This is a genomic window from Pseudoalteromonas sp. BZA4 (assembly GCF_040104395.1).
In the GTDB taxonomy this organism is placed as follows: Bacteria; Pseudomonadota; Gammaproteobacteria; order Enterobacterales; family Alteromonadaceae; genus Pseudoalteromonas.
Genome location: NZ_JBECOT010000011.1, coordinates 1 through 23,535 on the forward strand (window position 1 = coordinate 1; position 23,535 = coordinate 23,535).

23 protein-coding genes and 2 pseudogenes are annotated in these 23,535 nt (G+C 43.0%); 14 read left to right on the forward strand and 11 right to left on the reverse strand.

Features of this window, described 5'->3' with window-relative positions; all coding sequences use genetic code 11:
- Both ABMY41_RS06635 and ABMY41_RS06640 read left to right on the forward strand, forming a co-directional pair.
- A pseudogene (locus ABMY41_RS06635) lies at positions 1-87 on the forward strand (elongation factor Tu); the annotation flags it as partial.
- A gap of 121 nt (positions 88-208) precedes the next feature.
- Positions 209-295: pseudogene (locus tag ABMY41_RS06640) on the forward strand (elongation factor Tu); the annotation flags it as partial.
- 284 nt (positions 296-579) lie between these two features.
- Here the strand turns inward: ABMY41_RS06640 and ABMY41_RS06645 are convergent.
- Together ABMY41_RS06645 and ABMY41_RS06650 are read right to left on the reverse strand one after the other, a co-directional pair.
- On the reverse strand, positions 580-996 hold the full coding sequence (locus ABMY41_RS06645; protein ID WP_287244473.1) for a TIGR02444 family protein: 417 nt from the start codon (positions 994-996) through the stop codon (positions 580-582).
- Positions 983-2,902, reverse strand: coding sequence for an ATP-binding cassette domain-containing protein (locus tag ABMY41_RS06650; protein WP_289097475.1), 1,920 nt, complete (start codon positions 2,900-2,902; stop codon positions 983-985). The genes ABMY41_RS06645 and ABMY41_RS06650 overlap by 14 nt, the downstream gene beginning before the upstream one ends.
- A gap of 129 nt (positions 2,903-3,031) precedes the next feature.
- Here ABMY41_RS06650 and ABMY41_RS06655 point away from each other — a divergent pair, with 129 nt between their 5' ends.
- Positions 3,032-3,235 (forward strand): YheV family putative zinc ribbon protein, encoded by a 204-nt coding sequence (locus tag ABMY41_RS06655; protein WP_054562906.1) that lies wholly within the window; start codon positions 3,032-3,034, stop codon positions 3,233-3,235.
- A gap of 42 nt (positions 3,236-3,277) precedes the next feature.
- On the opposite strand, the gene ABMY41_RS06660 is transcribed toward ABMY41_RS06655, so the two are convergent.
- Complete coding sequence (locus tag ABMY41_RS06660) at positions 3,278-3,490, reverse strand: SlyX family protein (protein ID WP_054554490.1); 213 nt, start codon at positions 3,488-3,490, stop codon at positions 3,278-3,280.
- On the reverse strand, positions 3,477-4,475 hold the full coding sequence (locus tag ABMY41_RS06665; protein ID WP_063529198.1) for a hypothetical protein: 999 nt from the start codon (positions 4,473-4,475) through the stop codon (positions 3,477-3,479). Before ABMY41_RS06665 ends, ABMY41_RS06660 begins: the two co-directional genes overlap by 14 nt.
- Positions 4,476-4,675: 200 nt before the next feature.
- Between ABMY41_RS06665 and fkpA the strand changes: the two genes are divergently transcribed.
- Positions 4,676-5,431 carry an FKBP-type peptidyl-prolyl cis-trans isomerase gene (fkpA, locus tag ABMY41_RS06670; protein ID WP_054562904.1) on the forward strand — a complete coding sequence of 252 codons (756 nt, stop codon included), beginning with the start codon at positions 4,676-4,678 and terminating at the stop codon, positions 5,429-5,431.
- Positions 5,432-5,485: 54 nt separating this feature from the next.
- Here the strand turns inward: fkpA and ABMY41_RS06675 are convergent, their stop codons facing one another.
- Together ABMY41_RS06675 and ABMY41_RS06680 are read right to left on the reverse strand one after the other, a co-directional pair.
- Positions 5,486-6,532, reverse strand: coding sequence for an LD-carboxypeptidase (locus ABMY41_RS06675; RefSeq protein ID WP_349274378.1), 1,047 nt, complete (start codon positions 6,530-6,532; stop codon positions 5,486-5,488).
- A gap of 141 nt (positions 6,533-6,673) precedes the next feature.
- Positions 6,674-7,144 carry an Rsd/AlgQ family anti-sigma factor gene (locus tag ABMY41_RS06680; RefSeq protein WP_054562902.1) on the reverse strand — a complete coding sequence of 157 codons (471 nt, stop codon included), beginning with the start codon at positions 7,142-7,144 and terminating at the stop codon, positions 6,674-6,676.
- Positions 7,145-7,756: 612 nt separating this feature from the next.
- Here ABMY41_RS06680 and hemE point away from each other — a divergent pair.
- On the forward strand, positions 7,757-8,821 hold the full coding sequence (hemE, locus tag ABMY41_RS06685; protein ID WP_287244466.1) for a uroporphyrinogen decarboxylase: 1,065 nt from the start codon (positions 7,757-7,759) through the stop codon (positions 8,819-8,821).
- Positions 8,822-9,142: 321 nt separating this feature from the next.
- Here hemE and sthA read toward each other — a convergent pair whose 3' ends face one another.
- Both sthA and ABMY41_RS06695 read right to left on the reverse strand, forming a co-directional pair.
- Positions 9,143-10,573, reverse strand: a complete 1,431-nt coding sequence (sthA, locus tag ABMY41_RS06690) for a Si-specific NAD(P)(+) transhydrogenase (RefSeq protein ID WP_175079399.1) — start codon at positions 10,571-10,573, stop codon at positions 9,143-9,145.
- A gap of 13 nt (positions 10,574-10,586) precedes the next feature.
- Positions 10,587-11,720 carry a fatty acid desaturase gene (locus ABMY41_RS06695; RefSeq protein WP_058586121.1) on the reverse strand — a complete coding sequence of 378 codons (1,134 nt, stop codon included), beginning with the start codon at positions 11,718-11,720 and terminating at the stop codon, positions 10,587-10,589.
- 116 nt (positions 11,721-11,836) lie between these two features.
- On the opposite strand from ABMY41_RS06695, the gene fabR reads away from it, so the two are divergent.
- The 7 genes from fabR to ABMY41_RS06730 all read left to right on the forward strand — a co-directional run bounded on the left by fabR (position 11,837) and on the right by ABMY41_RS06730 (position 19,282).
- Positions 11,837-12,466 (forward strand): HTH-type transcriptional repressor FabR, encoded by a 630-nt coding sequence (gene fabR / locus ABMY41_RS06700; RefSeq protein ID WP_054562898.1) that lies wholly within the window; start codon positions 11,837-11,839, stop codon positions 12,464-12,466.
- 357 nt (positions 12,467-12,823) lie between these two features.
- Complete coding sequence (gene leuA, locus ABMY41_RS06705) at positions 12,824-14,371, forward strand: 2-isopropylmalate synthase (protein WP_063528590.1); 1,548 nt, start codon at positions 12,824-12,826, stop codon at positions 14,369-14,371.
- Positions 14,368-15,444, forward strand: a complete 1,077-nt coding sequence (gene leuB, locus ABMY41_RS06710; protein WP_289097482.1) for a 3-isopropylmalate dehydrogenase — start codon at positions 14,368-14,370, stop codon at positions 15,442-15,444. Before leuA ends, leuB begins: the two co-directional genes overlap by 4 nt.
- Before the next feature lie 58 nt (positions 15,445-15,502).
- The gene (gene leuC / locus ABMY41_RS06715) at positions 15,503-16,903 is read left to right on the forward strand and encodes a 3-isopropylmalate dehydratase large subunit (RefSeq protein WP_063702498.1); all 1,401 of its coding nucleotides are present in this window, start codon (positions 15,503-15,505) and stop codon (positions 16,901-16,903) included.
- The gene (leuD, locus tag ABMY41_RS06720) at positions 16,903-17,502 is read left to right on the forward strand and encodes a 3-isopropylmalate dehydratase small subunit (RefSeq protein WP_054562894.1); all 600 of its coding nucleotides are present in this window, start codon (positions 16,903-16,905) and stop codon (positions 17,500-17,502) included. The genes leuC and leuD overlap by 1 nt, the downstream gene beginning before the upstream one ends.
- A gap of 109 nt (positions 17,503-17,611) precedes the next feature.
- Positions 17,612-18,598: an SRPBCC family protein gene (locus ABMY41_RS06725; RefSeq protein ID WP_287242780.1), complete on the forward strand. Its 987-nt coding sequence runs from the start codon at positions 17,612-17,614 to the stop codon at positions 18,596-18,598.
- A gap of 90 nt (positions 18,599-18,688) precedes the next feature.
- Positions 18,689-19,282, forward strand: coding sequence for a hypothetical protein (locus tag ABMY41_RS06730; RefSeq protein ID WP_349274379.1), 594 nt, complete (start codon positions 18,689-18,691; stop codon positions 19,280-19,282).
- A gap of 2 nt (positions 19,283-19,284) precedes the next feature.
- Here ABMY41_RS06730 and ABMY41_RS06735 read toward each other — a convergent pair whose 3' ends face one another.
- Entirely contained in the window at positions 19,285-19,650 is a 366-nt protein-coding gene (locus ABMY41_RS06735) for a hypothetical protein (RefSeq protein ID WP_055198597.1), read from the reverse strand.
- A gap of 127 nt (positions 19,651-19,777) precedes the next feature.
- Between ABMY41_RS06735 and ABMY41_RS06740 the strand changes: the two genes are divergently transcribed.
- Positions 19,778-20,224 carry a TerB family tellurite resistance protein gene (locus tag ABMY41_RS06740; protein WP_055198598.1) on the forward strand — a complete coding sequence of 149 codons (447 nt, stop codon included), beginning with the start codon at positions 19,778-19,780 and terminating at the stop codon, positions 20,222-20,224.
- 23 nt (positions 20,225-20,247) lie between these two features.
- Here ABMY41_RS06740 and ABMY41_RS06745 read toward each other — a convergent pair whose 3' ends face one another.
- A complete protein-coding gene (locus tag ABMY41_RS06745) occupies positions 20,248-20,817 on the reverse strand; it encodes an NAD(P)H-dependent oxidoreductase (protein ID WP_054562889.1) in 570 nt (189 codons plus the stop codon).
- A 130-nt stretch (positions 20,818-20,947) separates the two neighbouring features.
- Between ABMY41_RS06745 and ABMY41_RS06750 the strand changes: the two genes are divergently transcribed.
- A complete protein-coding gene (locus ABMY41_RS06750) occupies positions 20,948-21,841 on the forward strand; it encodes a LysR family transcriptional regulator (protein ID WP_054562888.1) in 894 nt (297 codons plus the stop codon).
- Here the strand turns inward: ABMY41_RS06750 and norR are convergent.
- Positions 21,838-23,400, reverse strand: a complete 1,563-nt coding sequence (gene norR, locus ABMY41_RS06755; protein ID WP_289097486.1) for a nitric oxide reductase transcriptional regulator NorR — start codon at positions 23,398-23,400, stop codon at positions 21,838-21,840. The two genes, ABMY41_RS06750 and norR, sit on opposite strands and share 4 nt — an antisense overlap.
- Positions 23,401-23,535: the final 135 nt, after the last annotated feature.

Sequence of the window (23,535 nt, forward strand, 5' to 3'; positions counted from 1 at the left end):
ATCGCGATGGACGAAGGTTTACGCTTCGCTATCCGTGAAGGTGGCCGTACAGTTGGTGCTGGTGTTGTTGCAACTATCGTTGAGTAATATCAACAGATAGAGCTTCACAGCTTATAAAAAGGTCGCCTAGGCGGCCTTTTTTAATGCCTGTAAGAAAGCTGGAAGCTTTTAGTAGCTTAGAGTGAAAGGCTAATCTGCCGCCTTCAAACTCCCAATGGACGAAGGTTTACGCTTCGCTATCCGTGAAGGTGGCCGTACAGTTGGTGCTGGTGTTGTTGCAACTATCGTTGAGTAATCAACTATAGTAATGCATCAAGCATTAAGAAAACCCGAGCTTAGTCTCGGGTTTTTTTTATGGGTGAAAAAGCTATCAGCTGTCAGCTTTCAGACGTCAGATTCGATCGGTGGGGTTGTTTAGTGTGGTGTCTCGCTCAGCATTCGGCCTGTTCATTCTTCGGGTAGGTTGGTTTGAGCGAAGCGAAACCCAACACAATCCATGTAAACCTTTTCTTTTATGAACTCAAATAGCCATTCTGCAAATAGGCTTGACCTCGCCCCTTTAAACTTTATCCTCTCTAACTAGCTAATATAAATTTTTAAATTCTCCGTATTCTCACATTGAGTAAATATCATAGTATTCGCTGTGTTTATCAGTAATTGTTGCTGTTGTTTTTCTAGTTTTAGTTCTGCACTAAGTAGCTCTTTGCGAATAGTGGGATAGTCTGAAACCTCGTTTTGAATGGTTTTAAGGTAGGCGCGAGTGGCTCGTAGGGGCTGTAAAGCTTGTTGGTCAAATTCGGCAATGCATGACTCAAGCTCACTCAGTTGAGAGGGGGTTACAGACAGCTCTAAAGAATCAAGATAATAAAGCAGCAGGCAAAGGTTAACATTTTTGCCTTGCTGGTCTTGATAGCCTAGTAGCTTGGTTTGCATGCCGTCTTTGCTGTAAAGCTTGCATGCAAACTGCCAAAACTGTTCGCTGTTAAGCGGTTTCATCGGCAAAGGCCTGCTCTTTTTCTTCAAGCTCTTCAAGTGCCATGAGCAGCTCTTCTTCAACGTCATTAAGCTTGGGTGTTACGCTTGCTTGCTTAGTGAGTAGCTCTGTCAGTTTGGCTTTATTTTCATCACAGTATAAGTCATTGTCGGCAAGTGCGTTTTCGATTTCTCCAAGCTCTGTAGAGTACTTATCAAGTTGCTTTTCAAGCTTTTCGATTTGCTTTTTCAACGGCTGCACTGACTTTCTGAACTCAGCTTCTAAGCGCTTTTGCTCTTTGCGGTTAACGCTTGAATGTGCTTTAGGGGCATTGTCTTCAGGGCTTTTAGCGGCTTCTTTATTGGCATTGAGTAGCCATTGGTAATAGGCATCAAGGTCATAACCAAATTGTGTTACTTCGCCGTTATCAACGAGGTAATACTCATCAGCGGTATTTTTAAGCATATGACGGTCGTGCGATACAGTCACCATAGCGCCTTCAAAGCCTTGCAGCGCCATAACTAAAGCATGGCGCATTTCTAAATCGAGGTGGTTGGTTGGCTCATCCAGTAACAGTAGGTTTGGCTTTTGGTACACCAGCATTGCTAGTACTAAACGTGCTTTTTCACCGCCAGAAAATGGCGCAACTGGCTCAAGTGCTTTATCGCCAAAGAATGCAAAGCCACCTAAAAAGTCACGCAATGATTGCTCTGGAGCTTGCGGATTTAAACGTTGTAAATGGGTCACTGCACTGGCTTTTAAATCGAGTGACTCGAGTTGATGCTGCGCAAAGTAACCAATATTTAAGCCCTGATGCTGAAATACTTCACCTGCTTGAGGCTGTAAATCGCCAGCTAATAATTTAATCAGTGTTGATTTACCCGCACCATTTCGGCCAAGCAGCGCAATACGGCTACCCGGCACTAGGTTTAGCTTGATGCTATGCAAAATGGTGGTGTCGCCATAGCCTGCTTTGGCTTGGTCGAGAGTCATTAATGGGTTTGGCAGTGCTGTTGGCTCAGCAAATTCAAAATCAAAGGGTGAGTCAACATGGGCTGGGGCCAGCTTTTCCATACGCTCTAGGGCTTTTACGCGGCTTTGTGCTTGCTTAGCCTTACTGGCTTTTGCTTTGAAGCGTGTAATGAATTTTTCTAGGTGAGCAATTTGCTCTTGTTGCTTTTCGAACATCGCTTGTTGTTGTAATAAGCGCTCTGCTTTTTGGCGTTCGAATTGCGAGTAATTGCCTTTATAAACATTTATTTTTTGTGCGTCTATGTGCCAAATTTGGTCAACAACGGCATCTAAGAACTCTCGGTCATGTGAAATAAGCACTAGAGTGCCTGTGTAGGCACGTAAAAAGCGTTCTAACCAGTAAACCGCATCGAGATCTAAGTGGTTGGTTGGCTCATCCAGCAGTAATAAATCGGCATCACGGATCAGTGCTTGTGCTAAGTTTAAGCGCATACGCCAGCCACCAGAAAAGGCGCTCACTGGGTTGTCTATTTGCTCATTACTAAAACCTAAACCGTGTAATAGCTCACCTGCTTTTGCCTCAATGCTATAGCCTTGAATATGTTCTAGGCCAATATGTGCTTTTGCCTGCGCATCGCCGTCGTTATTTTGCTCAGCTTCGCGTAGCGCAATTCTTAGCGCGTAATATTCAGGGTGACCTTGTAATACATAATCGAGGGCACTGATTTCGAGCGCGGGTGTTTCTTGCTTCACAGAAGCAATTGACCAGTCTTTAGGAACTTGGCATTCACCAGCATCGAGTTGCAATTCAGACTTTAATAGCGCGAACAGCGTTGATTTACCACAGCCATTAGCGCCAACAAGGCCGACTTTATGCTCTGGGAATAAGGTTGCAGAGGCCCCTTTTAGTAAGGCGTTACCACCACGTAGAAGTTCGATGTCTGAAATTTGGATCATGAATGTTTACTTGCACAGCATTGATTTAATTGTCGCTATCATAACACGGATCACATTAGCCTTCGCAATCGTATCAAACAGAGAATTATTAGGCTAAAATAGCCGCCTACATGCCACGGGAGATCATCTATGAGACAAAAGAAACGCTTTATTGCTGGCGCATCATGCCCTGAGTGTAAGGCCATGGATACCATGATGCTTTATAAAGAACATGATGTGGAAAAAGTGGAGTGCGTACAGTGTGGCCACAAAATGACGCAACCAGAGCAGGCAGTGCAAGCCTCAACACGCCAATTTGAGCAAGTGATTGGTGTATTTAAGCCGGGCGATTAATTCCCGGCTCTATCACTACCTAATTACTCTATCACTACCTAATTAATAGTGCGGCGGTGGCGGCTCTTGCATTTGTGACATTAAAGATGGCTGCTGCGCTTCTTTGATCTTTTCTGCAAGTAACTCTGTCTGGCGTTTCATTTTAGCCAGCTGCTGTTGGTGCGCTTTAAGCTCATCGTTTAATATTTCAATTGTTTCATCTTGAAAAGCGACTTTCGCTTCAAGTTCCATTAGACGATCTTCAATTGTATTCATTTGATTCTCTTAGATTAAAACTTTCAGCGAATCCGCTGGAGCTTTCGGTTAATAACGCTTGGTTGTTATCAGTAAACGCAACATCTAACACCACGGCTGATTTCGGGCGGCTTCCTTCACGAGGAATCACTTGCCACGTTTGTAATTTTTTACCTGACTCTAGCTGCCATAAATCAACCAATCGATTGGGTGAACCGGTAGCAATTAAAGTGCCTTCATCATTAAAACGGACGGCGGTAAAAATTTTCTGACGCGCAATATACGCCAGTTTGCTAACAAGATCACCTGTAGTCAGTTGCCATACATTTGCTTGCTTCATACTGTCTGCGGTAAATGCGTAACGACCTTGTGGATCAAGGGCGACTTGAGTAACGCGACTTGGGTGATTAAAGCGGTGAATCACTTGCCCTGTGCGAGTATCCCAAAAGTAAGCAACATAATCATTTGAGCCGCTAATGGCGTAGTGACCGTTAGGCGATAGATCAACAACATTGACTTTTTCTTGGTGGCCAAGGAACTCTATGCGCCTGCCACTCTCTAAGTCGAGGTAAACGACTACACCGTCGGCGCGGCCATATAACACACTGCGCCCTTGGTTACTTATCGCGATATCTCGAATTGTTGAGGCGTGTATTTTGTAATAACCCGTGTTGTTGCCCGTGGCAATGTCCCACACTGCAAAGGTGGACTTCTCAGCGGTAACTGCATGGCTATTGTCGTAAGAGATAGCAACAGTATGAACCAAGCTATCTTGATTTTGTTGTTGAAACCATTGGTATTTTAGCACCTGTTGTTGATTATCCCACAGTGCGACCCCATGGTGTATTGATGAGATTAAGCTGTATTTGCCATCGTGTGACAGCGCACTGGCGAAGGCACCTTTAGCCGCATGCTCATAGCGTGCAGTTGATTGCTCATGTTGCTCAGAGCAGGCTACAACTAAGCAAAGGCTGAGCAGATACAAAAAAGTACGAAATATCGACATATTACGAGTATTTCCCCTTAACTCTTAGTGATTGAGAGGTTAGACTAGGTCTCGTTGAAGGCCTAGGTTGTTAGTCTAATCGCTGATCATGCATAAGCATGACGTTAGTTATTAGACAAGCAGCCTACCATGTAGGTCGTTAATCTTTAACTAGTAATAATACAATAATTGACAACTGCAAAGTGTGTCGGAGATATAAAATGAGAAAGACGATTAAATTGTCATTGATTGCAGCGTCAGTTTTAGCGCTTACAGCTTGTAATCAGGAAGCAAAAAAAGAACAGCAAGCTGAAGTTAAACTAGAGACTGAAGCTCAACAACAAGCATACGGTATTGGTGCATCTGTTGGTAATTTCTTAAACCAAGACCTTGCTGATAAAAAAGCGCTAGGTGTTGAACTAGACGAAGCACTTCTTAAGCGTGGTTTTGAAGACGCACTAGCGGGTAACGCTAAACTTGATGACGAAAAAATTCGTGAAGTGTTAACGGCGCTTGATCAAAGCATTCGCACTAAACAACAAGAAAAAGCGAAAGTAGAATCTGAAAAGAGCAAAGCTGAAGGCGAAAAATACCTAGCTGAAAACGCGAAAAAAGAAGGCGTTACAGTAACTGAGTCTGGCCTACAGTACGAAGTGATCACTGAAGGTGAAGGCGAAAAGCCAGTAGCAACTGACGTTGTTAAAGTACACTACAAAGGCACTTTATTAGACGGTACTGAGTTCGATAGCTCTTACTCACGTAACGAACCAACTACTTTCCCACTTAACCGTGTGATCCCAGGTTGGACTGAAGGTTTACAATTAATGCCAGTTGGCTCTAAGTACAAGTTCACTATTCCATCTGAACTTGCATACGGTGAGCGTGATCTTGGTAAGATCCCAGCAAACTCAACGCTTGTTTTTGAAGTAGAATTACTTGAAATCCAAAGCGATGACAAAGCTGTACCAGCTGAGTAATATTTAACTCAATAAAAAAGGGCTTTTTAGCCCTTTTTTTATGCGCTAAGTTTATTAACTAAATGCCGCTTCTTTCATTTTTAATGTGCCACTATCTGCATTAAGCTCAACCACAGTGCCAACAGGCAGGATAAATTGGCGCTTAATATGGCCAATCATAGCCCCACGATAGGCAGGGATCCCCAGTGGTTTTATATAATCTGCAAAAATATCGTCAAGGGTTAACGATCCATAACCACGGCCTGGCTTACAGTCATTACAATCGCCAAATACAAAGCCTGCAATCTTATCCAGTGCGCCCATAAGTTTTAGTGTGCTCATCATCCTGTCAATTCGATATGGCGCTTCGTCGATATCTTCTAAAAATAAAATTGCGCCATTAAAGTCAGGTAAATAATTCGAGCCTGCTAGGGCTGTCAGTACTGTTAAGTTACCGCCGATTAATCGTCCAGAGGCTTTACCTGATGTGATCGTTTGGGTCAGGTACTGAGTGTTAACAAGCTCATCATCGGCTTTTGGTAAGTTTTGGAAATGCATCAACTTACGCGCTTCGAACATGTTCTTAAATTGCGCGACATGAAACGGGTTCCAGTCACTCGATGCATTTGGGCCATGAAAGCTGATTAACCCAGCTTGAGACAGTAATGCATTGTGAAGAGCGGTAATATCTGAATAGCCCATTAGAGGTTTTGGGTTGTTACGGATCATTGCGTAGTCGAGCAAAGGTAAAATACGGGCAGCGCCTGAACCGCCACGTAAACACAAAATGGCATCAACCTCTTTGTCGCTGAATAAACTATTTAAGTCGCCGGCTCGCATTGCATCAGTGCCAGCTAAATGCCCACGTCTTGCTAAAATGTTTGGTGCAAGCTTAGCCTTGTAACCCAGTGCTTCTATAACGCCTTGTGCTAATAAAATATCAGCCTGCTCAGCAGTGGCAGCTGACGGGCTACATATCCCAATTGTGCCGCCTTTTGCCAGCGCTTTTGGCTTAATTAATGTTTGGGTACTAGCATTTTGTGCCGCCATTAAAGGAGCTGATGTCAGACTTGCGCCAACGGCAAGAATTGAAAGTGACTTTAAAAATGACCGTTTATTCATAGCGAGCCTCATGTTTTTATAGTATGAGTATCGCATTGAAAAAAATATTTCAAATATTTGTTACGAAATGGAATAGATGATTCTTTTTGGCAAGGCAAAACACTTCAGCAGAGAGTGTTTCTCTGCTGTGTAACTAAGCTGTTAGCTGGTGTGATTAGAATATAAGTTGTCGATTAACTCATCTTCTAGCTCAAAGCGCAGTTCAAGTGCTTCGCCTAAGATTGATAGGTCTTTATCAAACTCATCAAGCAAGTCATCTTTGTCAACTTCTGCGTATTTGTCGTTAAAGTCGAGTGCTACATCTGTGGTTTCAGAAATGCGCGGGTATAAGGCATTTGCCAGCTTTTGGCTCTCAGGACCTTTTTCTTCACACGCTTTGGCAATGTCGTCGTAAATTTCGAAATGGCCAGCAGAAAGGTAATCCATCAGAATTTGGCAAAAGTTTTGAATTTGCAGCTGATCAGGAAGGGCATGATCTTTCTTTTCGTACGGTGAAAAGCCTGCAATACGGCAGAACAACACAAGCAGCTCTTGACGTTCTGTGAGCCATTTGTCGATTACAGAGTGACTACCACCCCATTTTTGTTGAGCTTTTTCCAAACGCGTCAGCATATTTCATCTCCTCGCTGAGTAGGTTTTCCTTTGTATATATAAAAAGGAAATATGACACAAAGATCAACTAAATTCTTAGTGTCTAATTGCAACAGATTGTAAAAGTCATTCTAAAGAAATACTTTTCAGAATTGAATAGGCCAAAAAATGACCTTGTTTTTAGAGTGGACTTTTTTTGCTCTCATTGCAGTGTATGGGAATTGATTCAAAACTACTAGTATTAATTTTGCGATTTTTATCTAAGCGGAGGAGTTATAATTTGCTGATTTAGAAAAGAAAAAACCACCAAAATTGGTGGTTTAATTCTTTTTCTTAGACTTGTTAAAACAAGCGTTCTTATTATTATGGGAAGATTGTTGTTCTTATTGTTATAAGATTTTTATTATTGTTTTTGTTAACGCGGGGTAAGTTATACCAAGCTTTTTTGTATGTTGCAAATTTATTAATAGAAAGTTTTAAATTTATTTTGTTTTCGCTCAAAAAACGCACATTAGGCTTAGGTTGGCTGAAAAAACATGATCTATATCTAGCCTTGATTATCTATCCATAGTGAGACGCGCAATATGGTGATACAATCTGCTCAATTTCATTCAGTTCTAGGATTCTATACGCATGAGCGAATTAAAAAACGATCGTTATTTACGTGCACTACAAAAGCAACCTGTTGATGTCACACCGGTATGGATGATGCGCCAAGCTGGCCGTTATTTACCTGAATACCGTGCTACACGTGCCCAAGCAGGCGACTTTATGAGTTTATGTAAAAACGCTGAACTTGCTTGTGAAGTAACGTTACAGCCATTACGTCGTTATCCGCTTGATGCTGCAATTCTATTCAGTGATATTTTAACTATTCCTGATGCTATGGGCTTAGGTCTTTACTTCGAAACAGGTGAAGGTCCAAAATTTGAACGTCCGATTTCTTCATTAGCAGATGTTAAAAAAATCCCAAATATCGATCCAACTGATGAGCTTGGTTATGTGATGAATGCGGTAAGTACGATTCGTCGCGAATTAAAAGGTGAAGTACCGCTAATTGGTTTCTCTGGTTCACCTTGGACACTTGCCACTTACATGGTTGAAGGTGGTAGCAGCAAAACATTCGGTAAAATCAAGAAAATGGCCTTTTCAGAGCCACAAACACTGCACCTATTACTTGATAAATTAGCTGACTCAGTAATCGACTATTTAAACGCGCAAGTTAAAGCGGGCGCGCAATCGTTAATGGTATTTGACTCATGGGGCGGTGTATTAAGCCCACGTGACTACAATGAGTTTTCATTACAATACATGCACAAGATTGTTGATGGCTTAATTCGCGAACATGATGGCCGTAAAGTACCAGTGACGTTATTTACTAAAAATGGTGGTCAGTGGATTGAAGCAATTGCAGCAACAGGCTGTGATGCAGTAGGTCTAGACTGGACTATTAACATCGGTGATGCAAAGCGTCGTGTTGGCGATAAAGTAGCGCTGCAAGGTAACATGGACCCAGCAATGCTGCATGGCACGCCTGAGCGTATTCGCCAAGAAGTTGCCACGATCCTAGAAGACTTTGGCACAGGCTCTGGCCATGTATTCAACCTAGGTCACGGTATTACACCAGATGTAGACCCAGAAAACGCAGGTGTGTTTATCAACGCGGTTCATGAATTCAGTGGTAAATACCACAAATAAGCAAAAGCTAATCGTAAAAAAGCCCGCATTAAGCGGGCTTTTTTTATACCCAAGCCTCCTCAATATGCAGAATTCAGCGTTTCACAGGTGCTTAATATCAAGGCGTTACTTTGCAAGAATGGCAGTCCCTTTTAAGAAGTAACAACGATGAGAGTAAGTGCCTGTGAAACGCCCAAAGGGTTGGTTTAAAAGCGATTTATACTGCGTTATTGATTTTAACAATAGAACCACTATTACTTGCAATCAATGCCTTGCCTAAATCGCTTTTAATTCCAACTGAAACTCGCATCTTGAGGTGGTTTGGGTATTATATTCACTTCGTTACTTAAACAAACGGTTTAAGCCATTTAATGCAGCTACGCGATAGGCTTCAGCCATGGTCGGATAGTTGAACGTTGTATTTACAAAGTAATCAATGTTATTGCCGCCGTTCTTTTGCTCCATAATCGCTTGGCCGATGTGAACGATTTCAGAGGCACGCTCACCAAAGCAGTGCACACCCAGTACTTCTTTGGTATCAACATGGAATAAAATCTTTAAGCTACCCACCTCGGTGCCAGCAATTTGCGCTCGCGCTAAATGCTTAAATTGAGCACGGCCTACCTCGTAAGGGACTTTTGCAGCAGTTAATTCTTGCTCTGTTTTACCCACTGAGCTCATTTCAGGGATGGTATAAATACCTGCTGGAATATCAATGATCAGCTTCTCATCACAGTTACCACTTGCAATCGCATCGGCTGCAATACGGCCTTGGTCAAATGCCGCACTTGCAAGGCTTGGGTAACCAATGACATCACCTACAGCATAAATGTTGTCGACTTCTGTTTGGTATGTTTCATTCACTCTAAGCTGGCCACGACCATCCGCTTTTAGGCCTACAGCTTCAAGGTTTAATGTGTCTGTGTTACCAGTACGACCATTGGCAAATAAAATACAGTCAGCTTTTACGCGCTTACCTGATTTTAAGTGCATTACCACACAATCATCGCGAGTTTCTACGCGATCAAACTCTTCATTATGGCGAATAACAATGCCGCTATTCCAGAAGTGATAGCTTAGAGCATCTGAAATTTCCGCATCCATGAAAGCAAGTAGGCGGTCACGGGTATTTACCAGGTCAACCTTGGCACCTAAGCCTTTAAAAATAGAGGCATACTCACAACCAATTACACCGGCACCATAAATCAGCACACGATGAGGGTCATCTTCAAGGCCTAAAATCGTATCGCTGTCGTAAATACGTGGATGTTTAAAGTCTACACCCGGTGGACGGTAAGGGCGCGAGCCAGTAGCAATAACGATTGTTTGTGCAGTAAGAGTTTCAAACGAACCGTCTAGGTGCGTCACTTTGATAGTGTGGTTATCAATAAACTCAGCATCACCTTGATACATATGAATGCGGTTACGCTCATAAAAGCTGCTGCGTAAATTAGATTGCTTTGAAATGACGTTACTTGCGTGGTGCAAAATATCTGGGAAAGTTAAGCGGTTAGGGCGTTCACTAATATTAAAAAGCGGATTTGCTTTATATTCAATATAACGGCTTACAGAATGACGTAATGCTTTTGACGGGATAGTACCCCAGTGCACACAACCGCCACCTACCGCTTCTTGGCGCTCAATGACAGCGACTTTCTTGTTACTTTTAGACAGGTTCATGGCGGTACCTTCACCGCCAGGACCTGTACCTATGATGATCGCATCATATTGATAAGATGGAGTATCTTTTTGCTTTACTTGTTGTTTGGCCACAGCCGCTCCTATGTTAACTAAAAGAGGCTTTTAACAACCTCGCATTTAGTGCAAGCCAAGCCTGCTTTTGGTTTTCCCAAGCGGCTTCAAGCTCGTGATATTGTGTCATTAATGCTGACTTTTCGCATTGTTTCATCATTTTATTGCGTTTGATTTCTAACACGCGTTTTTGCAAGGCACAGAAGTGTTGCAGTTTTTTCAGCAGTAAATCGTACTCAGATTGTAATAATGTAAGCTTATCTTGCGCTAAAGGCAATTTTGCAAGGCGACCTTGAGTCTTATTCATTAAGGTTTCTGCTTTGGCTTTTTCGATTCGCTCAATCGGTGTGCGCTTTAATTTTGAAGCAAGACCGATTGCCGCTAAAGAGCGGATCATCCACTTAGTTGGATCATAGTGATACCACTTAATGCCATTGCGATAGTCGCTAGCAAAAATATGGTGGAAGTTATGATAGCCTTCACCGTAGGTGAATAGCGCTAAAAAGCCATTATCACGGGCGGTGTTTTTTTCTGTGTATGGACGTGAACCCCAGATATGCGCCAGCGAGTTGATAAAAAAGGTAAAATGTTGGCTCAATACTAAGCGTAGTAAACCAACCAGTAATAACATGCCCCATACATCGCCAAGCATTAAACCAAGTAGTAAAGGAATACCAAAATTAGTCGCGACGACTAACTTCATATAGTGACGGTGTTGCCACATAACAACTTTGTTTTTTTGTAAGTCACGGCAGTTACTGTAGTTACCGTATTGCTCGCCTTGATAATCGCGCAGCATCCAACCTATGTGGCTATACCAAAAGCCATTAGTAGCGGCGTAAGGGTCTTTGATTGGATCATCGACTTGACCATGGTGAATACGGTGATCGCTACTCCAGTGCAAGGCACTATTTTGTAGTGCAAAAGCACCACCTAAGGCAAAAATCACTTCAATAACAGGGTGCACATCATAGGCTTTGTGTGCCCATAAACGGTGATAACCTGCAGTAATAGAAAGTCCGGCGTAGAACATACAGCCAACAAAGGCTATCCACTGTGTACTGGTGTATCCGTAGCTAAAGCCATACCAAGGAACAAGGGTGATCGCGGCCAAAAATGTAAGGCTAAAAAATAGCACATTGGTCCAAATAATCGGTGGTTTTTTCATCTGAATAAATCTCGGCGTACAGTTGTACGCTAAAATAGTGTTTCATTCTCTCCGCGTCAAGTATTAGACTGTCTCATTAACCGAAAAATCATTAAAAGTTCACGCTGGGAGTTTCCATGTCGGGTGTTAGAGCGCAACAGAAACAAAAAACACGACAAGCACTAATCGAGGCTGCATTCAATCAATTGAGTGCCGATCATAGTTTTTCTAATTTAAGCTTGCGTGAAGTTGCCCGTGAAGCAGGGATTGCCCCCACCTCTTTTTACCGCCACTTTAAAGACATGAATGAGCTCGGTTTGACCATGGTTGATGAAGCTGGTTTAACACTTCGCCAGCTTATGCGCCAAGCGCGTCGCCGTATTGAGAGTGGTGGAAGTGTGATCACGACATCAATCGTTACCTTTATGGAGTTTATCGATAACTCGAGCAACCAATTTAGATTGTTATTGCGTGAGCGCTCAGGAACTTCAAAAGCATTTCGTGCCGCGGTTGCTCGTGAAATTAAACATTTCATTTTAGAGCTTGCGCATTACCTTGAAAGCGAAACACCATGCGACCCAACTCATGCATACATTCAAGCCGAAGCCATGGTGACTTTAGTATTTAATGCCGGTGCCGAAGCCCTCGATATTGAAGGGACACAACGCGAAGAGCTGGTTGAACGTTTAATCTGGCAATTACGTTATATTGCTCGCGGTGCCACTTTATACGTGCGTGATAGTAACCAATCGCAAAAGTTAATCTAAGCAATAGAGGCTTTACCTTCCGAAACTTTAAACGTTCAACACACTCAGTGAGGGTTAATTAACCTTAAAAATGCATTTTTGTGGATTTTTAATTTCATTAAGGCGATTTAAAAATCGCTTTTGTGGAAAAATTATGCTTGCAAGCAAGTTTTTTGAATGTTAAAAATACAGCCACTGAACACACATTTAGTAAATTAAGATGCAAATTACACATTCAATTACATTAAAACTAAACCTCTTACTGCTTAAATCAGTGAGCGGGGCTTAGTGTATTTGCATTTGTAGAACATTAAAAAACCCCGCAACCGCGGGGTTTTTTTTATCTCGCTAATGGGTCATTGGGAACGAGGACAGTTTATGAAAGATAAGGTTTGGATTTTTGACACAACGTTACGTGATGGTGAGCAAGCATTAAAAGCAAGCCTAACCGAAGACGACAAAATTCAACTTGCGCATACCATTAGCCGCTTAAATGTGGATGTAATGGAAGTGGGTTTTCCGGTATCTAGCCCGGCAGATTTTCGCTCTGTACAGCGCATTGCGACTGAAGTAAAAGGGCCGATTATTTGTGGCTTAGCACGTGCTGTTGCAAAAGATATTGAAGCATGTGGTGAAGCACTTCGCCCGGCAGAGCAGGGCCGTATTCATACATTTATTGCAACCAGTCCATTACACCTTGAACACAAATTACGTATGAGCTTAGACGATGCAACGGCAATGGCTGTTAAGTCGATTAAACTTGCGCGTAACTACACCGATGACGTTGAGTTTTCGTGTGAAGATGCAGGTCGTACACCGCATTGGGATTTATGCCGTATCGTTGAAAGCGCTATTGATGCGGGTGCATCAACTATCAACTTACCTGACACCGTAGGCTATGTAACGCCAGACGAATATGCTGCGATGATCCATCACTTAATGAACAATGTGCCAAATATCGACAAGGCGCGTTTAAGCGTGCATTGCCATAACGATTTAGGTTTAGCGGTTGCTAACTCAATCGCAGCGGTACAAGCCGGTGCTCGCCAAATCGAATGTACGATTAATGGTATTGGTGAGCGCGCAGGTAACTGTTCGCTTGAAGAAGTGGCGATGATCATGAAGATGCGTGAAGACCACTTAAAAGTGCATACCGATATTCGTAGTGAAGAAATTTACCGTGCTTCGCGTCAAGTCGCGAAGATTTGTAATATGCCAGTGCAACCAAACAAAGCAATTGTTGGTGAAAATGCCTTTGCACACAGCTCAGGGATCCACCAAGACGGCGTATTAAAAGCCCAAAACACTTACGAAATTATGTCGCCAGAAAGTGTTGGTGTACCAAATAACCAATTAAACATGACTTCGCGTTCAGGTCGTCATGTAATTGAGCATCGTTTAGAAGAGTTAGGCTATCAAAAATCTGATTACGATATGGATAGCTTATACAGCAGCTTCTTAGCATTAGCAGACCAAAAAGGTACTGTGTATGACTACGACTTAGAAGCGATGATTTACTTTAATCAAATCAAAGATAAAGACGAAAAGTACCAGCTTGAATTTGTTAACTCTACGTCTAACTCACAATCAGTGGCGAGCTCAACAATCGGCATGACAATTGATGGCGAGTCTAAGCAAGAAGCAGCAACAGGTAACGGCCCTGTCGAAGCATCATTCTTAGCAATTGAGCGCTTAACGGGTATGTCGGTTGAGATGATTGAATACAACCTAGAAGCAACAGGCCAAGGTGCCAGCTCGCTAGGACAAGTGAATATTATCGCTAAATACGATGGTCGCCCATATCACGGCGCGGGCATTGCAGCGGATGTGGTTGAAGCGTCGGTACGCGCTATGATCCGCGTTTATAACTTAATTTATCGTGCACAAAAAGTGTCTGATTTAAAACAACAGAGGAAAGCAGGATGAGTCAATCGAATTACAGTATCGCAGTATTAGCAGGCGACGGGATTGGTCCAGAAGTTATGGCAGCAGCAGAAACCGTCTTGGATGCTGTAAGCGAAAAGTTTGGTTTTACTTTGACTCGTCATCACCACGCGATTGGTGGTGCTGCCATTGATCAGTTTGGTCAGGCACTGCCGCAAAGCACTCTTAGTGCTTGTGAAAATGCCGATGCGATTTTATTTGGCTCGGTAGGCGGCCCTAAGTGGGAAAACTTACCACCGAACGAGCAACCAGAGCGAGCTTCACTGTTGCCACTGCGTAAGCATTTTGGTTTGTTCTGTAATTTACGCCCAGCACAATTATTACCAGCACTAAGTGCTGCATCACCGCTGCGTGCAGATATCAGTGCACAAGGCTTTGATATCTTATGTGTGCGCGAGTTAACCGGTGGTATTTATTTCGGTGAAAAAGGCCGCAGTGGCGAAGGGGAGCAAGAAGCTGCTTTCGATACCCAAACATACTCACGTAAAGAAATTGAGCGCATCGCACGCTTTGCATTTGAAGCCGCTAAGCTGCGTAGTAATCATGTTACCTCGGTTGATAAAGCGAATGTGTTGGCGACCAGCGTACTTTGGCGTGAAGTTGTCTCTGAAGTGAGCAAAGACTACCCAGAGGTAAGCCTTGACTACATTTATGTTGATAACGCGGCAATGCAGTTAGTAAAACAGCCAAGTCAGTTTGATGTATTACTTTGCGATAACTTGTTTGGCGACATTTTGTCTGATGAGTGCGCGATGATCACAGGCTCTATGGGCTTATTACCATCAGCGAGTTTAAATCAGTCTGGCTTTGGTTTGTATGAACCAGCTGGTGGCTCAGCACCTGATATCGCTGGTAAAGGGGTTGCAAACCCAATCGCACAAATTTTAAGTGCTGCGCTTATGTTGCGTTACTCACTAGGGCAAGATGAAGCGGCTCGTACGATTGAAAAAGCGGTAGCAGAAGCGGTTGAAGCCGGTGTCGGTACGCCAGATATCTACCCAAATGCAGGGTACACCACCAGTGATGTTGCTGCGGCAATTGTGGCACGTATTTAATTAAAAATTGTTTGCGCTGAGCTCGTCACTCAGCGTAACTAAAATGAGGGAATAGCAAGTGGCCCAAACCTTATACGATAAAATTTGGCAAGCTCATGTAGTCGCCAGCATAAATGATCAAACCGATTTACTTTATATCGACCGTCACCTAGTTCATGAAGTTACATCGCCGCAAGCCTTTGCTGGTTTACGTGAGAAAAACCGCAAAGTACGTTGCCCAGAAAAAACCTTTGCGACCATGGACCATAATGTTTCAACAAAAAGTCGCTCATTAGATGCTGCGAGTGAAGTGTCGAAAAATCAATTAATGGCACTGGATGCAAACTGTAAAGAGTTTGGTATTCAACTTTATGATTTAAATTCGATTAATCAAGGTATTGTGCATGTAATGGGGCCTGAGCAGGGTATTACCTTACCGGGCACAACCATAGTGTGTGGTGACAGCCATACCTCTACCCACGGTGCATTTGGCGCACTAGCGCACGGTATTGGTACTTCAGAAGTTGAGCATGTTCTAGCCACTCAAACGCTACAGCAGAAAAAAGCCAAGTCATTAAAAATTCAAATAAATGGTCGCCTGCGCCCAACCGTTACTGCCAAAGATTTAATCATGGCGGTGATCGGTAAATTAGGCACTGCGGGTGGTACTGGCTATGTTGCTGAATTTTGTGGCGAAGGGATCGAAGCGCTGTCTATGGAAGCGCGTATGACGCTTTGTAATATGAGTATTGAAATGGGCGCAAAAGCGGGTTTAATCGCACCAGATCAAACAACTTATGATTATTTAAAAGGTCGCCCATTTGCACCACAAGGTGCTGACTTTGATAGTGCCGTTGCCTATTGGCAAACATTAAAAACTGATGAAGGCGCAGAGTTTGATCATGTTGTTGAATTAGAGGCTGCTGATATTCAACCGCAAATTACGTGGGGTACCAGCCCTGAGCAAGTGATTGGCGTAGATGAATGTATTCCTGATCCTGAGCAAGAGCCAGATCTAATCAAAGCTGATGCAATCCGTAGCGCACTAAAATATATGGGCTTAAAAGCAGGCGATAAATTGTCTTCAGCAACTGTTGATACCGTGTTTATTGGCTCATGTACAAATAGCCGAATTGAAGATTTACGTGCTGCGGCACAAATAGTTGAAGGTAAGCAAGTTGCAGCGGGTGTTGAAGCGCTGATTGTTCCTGGTTCTGGCCTTGTCAAAAAACAAGCCGAAGACGAAGGCCTTGCAGATATCTTCAAAGCAGCTGGCTTTGAATGGCGTGAGCCAGGTTGTTCAATGTGCTTAGCAATGAATGACGATAGATTAGAAGCCGGTAAACGCTGTGCGTCGACCTCTAATCGTAACTTTGAAGGTCGCCAAGGTCGCGGTGGCCGCACTCACTTAGTGAGCCCTGCAATGGCTGCAGCAGCGGCAATTCATGGTCGTTTTGTTGATATCAGAGGAGAAGCCTAATGAGCGTATTTTTTAGTGGTTTAATGGCCCCGTTAGATAAAAACAATGTTGATACTGACCAAATTATTCCAAAGCAATTTTTAACGTCGACCAGCCGTGATGGTTTTGATGCGGCGCTTTTTTACGATTGGCGTTATTTAGATAACGGCGAGCCAAACCCTGAGTTTATTTTGAATCGCCCTTGTTACCAAGGTGCGCAAATTCTTTTAACTCGCGACAACTTTGGTTGTGGTTCATCGCGTGAGCACGCGCCATGGGCATTAAAGCAATATGGTTTTGAAGTGATCTTAGCGGAAAGCTTTGCCGATATTTTCTTTAATAACTGCGGCAATAACCAAATGCTTGCTATCGCATTACCAGCAGAAACGCTTGAGCAATTATTTGTGCTGAGTGAACAGCATGACGATATTCATATCGAAGTTGATTTAGAAAACCAACAACTTCGTAGCGATAAGTTTGACACTATTCACTTTGATATTCGCCATGACATTAAAGAGCGTTTATTAAGCGGCTTAGACTTTATCGGTGTGACTGAAACACTTAACAGCCAAATTGATGCCTTTGAGCAGCAACTTGCAGCAGAACGCCCTTGGCAATAACCTGTTTTTTCCATGTGAACCTAAACGCGGCCAAGGCCGCGTTTTTATTTGTTTCTAAAAAAGAAAGTTGCTAATTTGGTTGGTAAAATAATGAAAACAACAAATAACTATGTGGCCTCTTTCTCCTAAATCTATCGGCATCTTGATGGGTGTGCTTTATGGCATCAGCATGCGCATCTTTCTTGAAGTTAGCGGAACCTTTAATTTCGGTAGCCTTGTTACTATTTCGTTTATGTTTTTAGTGCCTGTTGCTATTGGGTTTATACGGGTACATTTTGAGTACAATCAACTATCGCCGATGACATATGGAAGAATGGCGGTAGTCGCTTGGCAACCTATTTTTGTGTTCTTATTTGTCAGCGTAGTAACTCTTTTAGAAGGAAGTATCTGCGTTGCAATGGCTCTCCCTGCATTTATGTTTTTTGCTAGTATTGGCGGTATGTTAGCAGGGCTATGTCATCGCCTTTGGGAAAAGAAAAGCAACAAAGCGGTGATGTCGGTAGCTTTGTTGCCGTTGATCCTTTCTCCTTTAGAGCTCAACTTTTTACACTTATCGAAAACTTACGAAGTTAAAAATACAATTGTTATCAATGCGCCTGTTGATGTTGTGTGGCAACAATTAGCTAATGTTAGCCAAATTCATGAGGGCGAATATCCAAGTTCATTTTCGCAATTAATTGGTATTCCTAGGCCAATTCGAGCTGATATGAGTGGTGGTGGGGTAGGTGCAATTAGAACCAGCCAGTGGCAGAAAAATGTTGTATTTAAAGAAGTGATAACCGAGTGGCTGCCGAATGAGAAAATGCTTTATAACTTTGAGATTGACCCAGAGTTAATTCCTGATCATGCACTTGATCAGCATGTGAAATTAGGTGGTGAATATTTTTCGCCACTGCATGGTGGTTATGAGTTAGTTGCAAGTGGTAATAATCAAACGCTGTTAAGCCTTAAAACGACTGTACTTGATAACACTAACTTTGGCATTTATTCGCGAGTATGGGGGGAAGTGATATTTCAGGATTTTCATCGAGCACTTCTCAAGCTAATGAAAGATCGCGCTGAAAATGACAACAAATTAGTTTTAAAAACAGGATGACCACTCGCTGTCTAGCAGCTTATCGTAATTGTTTTCTTTATGGCCCTTAAACCATTAGCCTAGACTGAAATTTTATTTAGGGAACACACCATGAAATACTTATTAGCATCGATGCTCGTGGCAGCATCATCAGTAGCAGCTGCACGACCGGCACCATTAGTGTCAATTCCAAGCCATGATGGCTTTTTTGATAATATTGCTGCCCATTGCGGTAAAGCTTACGAAGGTAAAGTGAGCGTTGATAACGCTGCTGGCCCGAGCTCATTTGCGGGCAAAAAGTTAGTAATGCATGTACGTCGTTGTAACGAGCGTGAGTTACAAGTGCCATTTCATGTTGGTGATGATGCATCTCGTACTTGGATCATCACAAAAACGGGCAGTGGTTTGAGTTTAAAGCATGACCATCGTCATAAAGATGGCAGCGATGATAAATCAACCATGTATGGTGGGCATACTCTTGATGCGGGTTTTGCTAACGCGCAGTCGTTCCCGGCTGATCAGTACTCAAAAGAGTTGTTTGTGAGCCAAGGTATTCCCCAATCAATGGGTAACACGTGGCAAATGTATATTTATCCTAAGCAATTTACGTATCGCTTAGTGCGTGAAGGGCGTGAATTTCGTGTTGATTTTGACTTAACTAAACCTATCACACCGCCAAGCGCGCCGTGGGGATATGAAGACTAGTGCTATTTAGCTTCGTCTTCACACTGTAAAACAACCGTTAAAGGTGGCTGATAGGCGCGTGGTTTAGTTGGAAAGCGTTCATACTCCTGCACCCCATCAGTCACTCTTAGCATAAATGGTTTGTCTCTGCATAAGCGACTTGCATGGCGCAGTAAGAATACGCTTTGATTGCGAAAGTGCTTGTAGTCGTCAGACTGAATTTCGAGGTGGTAGCGGCCGTCGGCCAATTTAGTTTGGTAGTAGTGGACTTTTTCGTCGAAGTCATAGAGCTTTTCGGTTTCGCCTTTTGCTGCCTGCGCATTACTGCACCCCGCTAACATTAAAACGGCGCTAATTAATAGTGCTTGTGTACTTCTCACTTCACTCATAAACACTTAACTCCATGTGATTAATACCTTGTTTCATCGTGATGTTGAACCTGAGTTAGCATCCATAGTCAAACTAAGGTAACGTTACGTCTTACATGTAGTCTAACACCCAAAAAGGGAAAATGTGATGCTCAATAAAATAAAACAGCTGTTTTCAGCGCTGAATGATACCCAATCTAACATTGCTGAGCATGACCTAAAAACCGCCGTTGCTGCGTTATTAATTGAGGTTATGCGTGCAGATAATGAGTTACAAGATGATGAGCAACAGACCCTGAATGAGACCTTAAAGAAGTATTTCTCGCTCAACGAGGAAGAAGTTCAAGAGTTAGTTGCAAGTGCATCGCAAAGCTTAGATGATGCAATAGATTATTTTCAGTTTTCAAAACAAGTTAATGCCCAGTGCAGTGCCGAGCAGCGTATTGAAATCATCGAGCTGTTGTGGCGTTTAGCCTACGCAGATGGCAATTTAGATAAGCATGAAGAAATGGTTATTCGCCGCGTCGCAAGCTTGCTGTATGTAACTCATGAAGACTTTATCGCTGCTAAGCTAGCAGCGACAAAGCTTAGTTAGTAGCGATAAAACTAGGCTAGCAATTACTTATTTAATTTGCTCGCTACGCTCACAAGTTGCTGGGCAAGGCTGGCAACTTGCTCGGCTGTATCAGCATCGCTGATGCGGCCTTGCTCATCTAATTTAGTGTGGATAGCAGGCACTGCGAGTTGATCTGCAAGTACTAAACTACCAATACCCGATAAAATATCACGCACGTGATTTAAACCACGTAAGCCACCTAAACCACCCGGTGAAGATGCATAAAGTGCAGTCACTTTATTACGAAATGCAGGTACTGCGCCTTGCTCTGTACGAGAAGCCCAATCGATTGCGTTTTTAAGTGGCGCTGTAATTGAGCCATTATATTCTGGGCTTGCTAATAAAATGCCATCAGCAGCGCGAAGCTTATCTTTTAATAATTGTGCGCCAGCAGGTGTACCTTGTGCTTCAATATCTTCATCAAATAAAGGTAAGTCTAAATCACTTAATTTAATCACTTCTACTTCAGCACCACTTTCGAGGGCGAAGCGTGCAGCTTCATTAATCAGTTTTTGATTAAAGCTGTCTTTACGTAGGCTGCCTGCTAGGGCAATAATTTTAGGTGCTGTCATGATGGCTTCCTTTTTTAAGCTTCACTATTGATATGCTCGCTGTTGATATACTCACTGTAGCAAAAAACAGCTTGCAGAAAAGCCAAATAAACGCAAAACTTATGTGCGTATATGCACACAAGGAGCCGTTATGGCGATTCAATTTGATGATTGGCAAGATGTAAAAGTCGCTTATGAGGTGGCAAGACTCGGCACGTTAACCGCTGCTGCTGAATCGTTAGGTGTTCACCACAGCACAGTGCTTAGAAGAATCAATAATTTAGAAGATAACCTTGATGCGCGGTTATTCCACCGCCATGCCCGTGGCTATACAGTGACAGAAATAGGCGCTAAGTTGTTTGCGACTGCAAAATCGATTAACGCTGAACTTGAAAAACTTCACAACGATATTATTGCCGCTGATAGCCAACTGCGAGGCAGTTTATTATTAACTACGGTTAGTGGTTTTATTGATGTGCTTAGTGATGTCTGTGAGCAGTTTCAAAGTCTGCACCCGCAAGTGCAACTCGAAGTTATTCTTGATCAAAACCGTTTACGCCTTGATCACGGTCAGGCGCACATTGCTGTGCGAGCGGGTCCTCGGCCTGATGAAGGCGACTATATTGCCCAGCATTTAGCTGAACTTTCGTCAGGGTTTTATGCCTCTAAAAGTTATATTGAAAAGTATGGCATGCCAAAGAATATTGAGCAGTTGCAACAGCATAGTTTTGTTTCTGGGGTGGCTGGGTATAACGGTAAAGTGCCTTATTTTGCATGGGTTGATCAACATATTGAACCTTCGCAAATTAAGTTACGGGTGTCTGAAACATCAGAAGCTACAAGGGCGATTGTGAGAGGCTTAGGAATCGGTGGTTTACAGCATGAAGTGGCAAGCCAATACCCTGATCTGCTGCCAGTGCTTCCTAAAGAGCTAAACTGGCCAACGGATCTTTGGCTGGTAACGCATCACTTGGTGCATCGCACAGCCAAAGTCCAAGCATTTAGTCAGCTTTTAAAAGCCTATTTTAAAGATTTAAAAGCTTAAACAGACTTTTTAACGCTAATGCCTAGCCGTTTGGCTAGGCGCACAAGGTTGGCTCTATCAACACTTAAGCTGCGTGCTGTGGCTGCCCAGTTTAGGTTGTGTAGTTCAAGTTGTTGCATAATCAATTTATAACTAAAAGCGTCGGTTGCCTCTTTCAGCGATAAGCGAGTGGCTTTTTGTTCGTTAACTGCAACAGGGCTTGGTGCAGCAACGGCCGTTTTAGCAATATCACAATGCTCAGGTTCGATTGTGACAATGCTTTGTTGCCATTGCTGCTGCTTGGCTTTGAGTGCTGCGCGGCTGATCACATGTTCAAGCTCTCTCACATTGCCTGGCCAATCATATTGACGCAGTAGTAACTGTGTATCGCTACTAAGCTTAAGTTGCTTAATTGCCAATTTTTTAGATGTTTGCTCAATAAAAAAGCCTGCCAATAAAATAACATCGTTATCGCGCTCTTTTAGTGGTGCAACATGCAATGGGTAAACGCTTAATCGGTGATAAAGATCTGCACGAAAGCGCCCCGCAGCGACTTCTTGTTTTAAATCGCGGTTGGTTGCTGCAATCACTCTGACATCAACATAACGGCTTTGATCTTCCCCGACGGTTTGTACTTCACCACTTTGTAATACGCGTAATAGCTTACTTTGCATAGCAAGCGGAAGCTCGCCGATTTCATCTAAAAACAGGGTACCACCATCGGCGAGTTGAAACTTACCCTGGCGCGCAGTATGTGCCCCAGTAAATGCGCCTTTACTGTGACCAAAAAATTCACTTTCGGCTAAGTTCTCTGGTAACGATGCGCAGTTTAAGTGGATCAACGGCATGTCACGGCGTTTTGAGTTTAAATGGATATTACGCGCAACGAGTTCTTTACCGACGCCTGTATCACCTTGTATTAATACACTAAATTCTGAGGCAGCTACGAGCTGGATATCATTTTTAAGGGTCTGCATTGCTTGGCTATTACCAATAATTTCGACACCTTCTCGTGTTAGTGCCTCAAGGTTAAGCTGTTGTGCAACTTGATGGCTATGCTGTGCGTGTTGCATAAGATGCTGCAAGGTTAGGGCATGCTCAACATAGCCTGCTGCTAGCTGTTTTAGTTGATTGAGCTCGTTCACTGCTAAAGCGTCAAAGGCATGTTCATCTAAACTATCAAAGGTCAAAACACCCAATAGTTCGTTGTTATCTTTGCTACTCAGCAGCGGCACGCCCATGCAGGCATGAACAGGAAAGTCTCCATGCTGGCTTTGTAATAAACCATCGTAGGGGTCGGGTAGGCCACAATCTTTGGCAAATTTTAACGGCTCACTGCCACGGCATATTTCAAATAAGCGAGGGTGCTCTGCTATTTTAAAGCGCCTTCCTAACGTATCGTCCGACAACCCATGAAGGGCTACGGGCTTTAACACATCGCCTTGTTTCAATAATAAGGCAACTGCATCACATTCAAGCCAATCATTAATGCAACTCAACAGATAACTGAAATTATGATCAACACTGCTTGCTTTGGTAAGTGCAAGTGCAATATCAAGAAGGGATTTTTTGAACGTCATGTCAATTTGACCTGAATGTGTTTTATTGATGTTTTTAATGGTGTGTCATTTTGACTTATCTATCAAGTGTCCAAATTTAATGCATTGATATTTAATGATTTTTATTTTTGGCTTGAACTGTGCAATAGCTGGGGA